The sequence below is a fragment of the Stenotrophomonas sp. 05L44_2 genome (assembly GCF_056665995.1).
The window spans coordinates 1-2202 of sequence record NZ_JBFTNR010000695.1; the positions used below are offsets into that span (position 1 = coordinate 1).

Genomic DNA, 2202 nt, shown 5'->3' on the forward strand with positions numbered 1-2202 from the left:
GTGCTGGTGCCCACCGAGGGTGTGGATGCGGCCACGCGGCAGCGGATCGAGGCCTTCAATGCGCAGCGGCATGCGCGTACGTTGGCGCCGCAGGGACCGCGACGCACGATGTTCGCACCCGACGTGGTCGGCAGCACGGCGCAGATCATCGCGCGGTTGCAGGCCGATCCGCTACTGCAGCAGGTGGACGAGCTGCGGGTGGAACTGCCCTATGAGCTGCCCGAGCAGGACTACCGGCGCATCCTCAGCACGGTGATCGAGGACATCGCGCCGGCGCTGGGCTGGCGCGCACCTGCGCAAGCGGCGTGATGCCGCCCGTGCCCATAACGGCCGGCAGTCTGCTTATTGCCAACCTGCATCTGCATGGCCGGATCCGACCGTGGATTGTCGAGTTCCGGCGCTGGCATCGGGCCGTCCTTCTCTAGCATCGATATCGAAGCGGCAGTGTATTGCCGGCCCCTACGAGGACGATCCCGTGGCTGTAGACGCAACCCACAAACCCATCCTGTTCCTGCTGGACCGCGAGTTCGAGGACGGCCAGCTGCCCGGCCAACGCTTCTTCTGCCGGCACAGCCTGCTGCTGGAAGGTGCGCTGTCGAGCATCGAGGGCCTGGACGCACAGCTGGATGTGCGCCGCATCGGCTTCAGCCGGCCGCGCCGCGAGGTGATCGCCGAGATCGGTGAGCAGGACCAGTCGCTGCCGAAGCTGGTGCTGCCGCAGGGGGTGGTCAACGAGCACGCCAGTGGTGAGTACCAGCAGCGCCAGTACATCTCCGGTGCCGAGCCGATCCTGGCGGCACTGAATGGCCTGCTCGGCATTCCCGTGGCCCATCCCTGAGCGAGGACGTGACGATGAGCTACCTCACCAGCGTGTTGGACAAGAGCCCGGTGGCCGACGGCAGCACGCCCGAACAGGCGCTGCGCAACAGCCTGCAACTGGCGCAGCGCGCCGAGCAACTGGGTTACCACYGCTACTGGTTTGCCGAACACCATGCCGCGCCGACGCTGGCCAGCCCGGCACCGGAAGTGCTGGCGGCGTGGGTGCTGGCGCAGACCCGGCGCATCCGCATCGGCAGTGGCGGGGTGATGCTGCGCCACTACGCCCCCTACAAGGTGGCCGAGAATTTCAATCTGCTGGCCGCCCTTGCGCCCGGACGCGTGGATCTTGGCGTGGGCAAGGCGCCGGGTGGTCTGCCGGCATCGACTGCCGCACTGGCCGCCGGTCGCCCGGCATTCGCCGATTTCGACCAGCAGCTGCGCGACCTGGAAGGATATCTGTCTGATACGCAGGCTGATGCGCAGGCGCGGCCGATTCCGCAGACGGCGCCGGAGCGCTTCCTGCTGGGTGCAAGCCCGCAGAGCGCGCGGCAGGCTGCGGAACTTGGCTGGCGCTTCGTGTATGCCGCGCACTTCGATGGCGACCCGAAGCACATCGAGGCCGCCTTCGAGGCTTATCGCGCGGTGTCCGCGCATGCACCGCTGCTGGCGACTGTGGCCTTCGCCGCGCCCACCAGCGAGGCCGCCGCCCGCCACATTGGCGCGTTGCGTGTCTACAAGCTGCACCTGGCCCCAGGGCAGACGGTGAACCTGCCCAGTCCCGAGGCCGCTGCCGAATACGCGCGGCAGGTGGGGGTTGCTGATTTCCGCATCGAAGAGACACGCCCCAGCGTGCTCTCTGGCGATGGGCAGCATGTACGCAGCGAGCTGGATGCGCTGCACCGCCGCTTCGGCGTCGGTGAATTCATCCTCGACGCGCCGGTGGCCGACCTCGACGCACGCCTGACGTCCCTTGAACTGCTGTCGCCCGCGCCCCGCGCGGCGGTGGCCTGACTGCTGGAGCCACTCCATGAGCACGACCCCGCGTCCCATCCCCTTCGGCATCATGCTGCAGGGCCCCGGCAGCCACATGCATGCGTGGAAGCACCCGTCCAACGTGCCCGATGCCAGCGTCAACCTGGGCTACTACATCGACATCGCGCGTACCGCCGAGGACAACGGCATTGCCTTCGGCTTCGTTGCCGACGGGCTGTACATCAACGAGAAGTCGATCCCGCATTTCCTCAACCGCTTCGAGCCGATCTCGCTGCTGTCGGCGCTGGCGACGGCGACGAAGAAGATCGGCTTGGCCGGCACGCTCTCCACCTCGTACAGCGATCCGTTCACCGTGGCGCGCCAGTTCGCCTCGCTGGATCTGCTCAGCGG

At 67.7% G+C, this 2202-nt stretch carries 4 protein-coding genes; all 4 read left to right on the forward strand.

Annotated elements, in window-relative coordinates:
- A partial coding sequence (locus AC1VAN_RS19420) for a hypothetical protein (RefSeq protein ID WP_480986500.1) occupies window positions 1-309 on the forward strand: 309 nt, incomplete at its 5' end.
- 166 nt (window positions 310-475) lie between these two features.
- Window positions 476-838: a DUF3088 family protein gene (locus AC1VAN_RS19425; protein ID WP_025874933.1), complete on the forward strand. Its 363-nt coding sequence runs from the start codon at window positions 476-478 to the stop codon at window positions 836-838.
- Between the two features lie 14 nt (window positions 839-852).
- The gene (locus AC1VAN_RS19430; RefSeq protein ID WP_480986501.1) at window positions 853-1830 is read left to right on the forward strand and encodes an LLM class flavin-dependent oxidoreductase; all 978 of its coding nucleotides are present in this window, start codon (window positions 853-855) and stop codon (window positions 1828-1830) included.
- Between the two features lie 16 nt (window positions 1831-1846).
- On the forward strand, window positions 1847-2202 hold a 356-nt coding region (locus AC1VAN_RS19435), incomplete at its 3' end, for an LLM class flavin-dependent oxidoreductase (protein ID WP_480986502.1).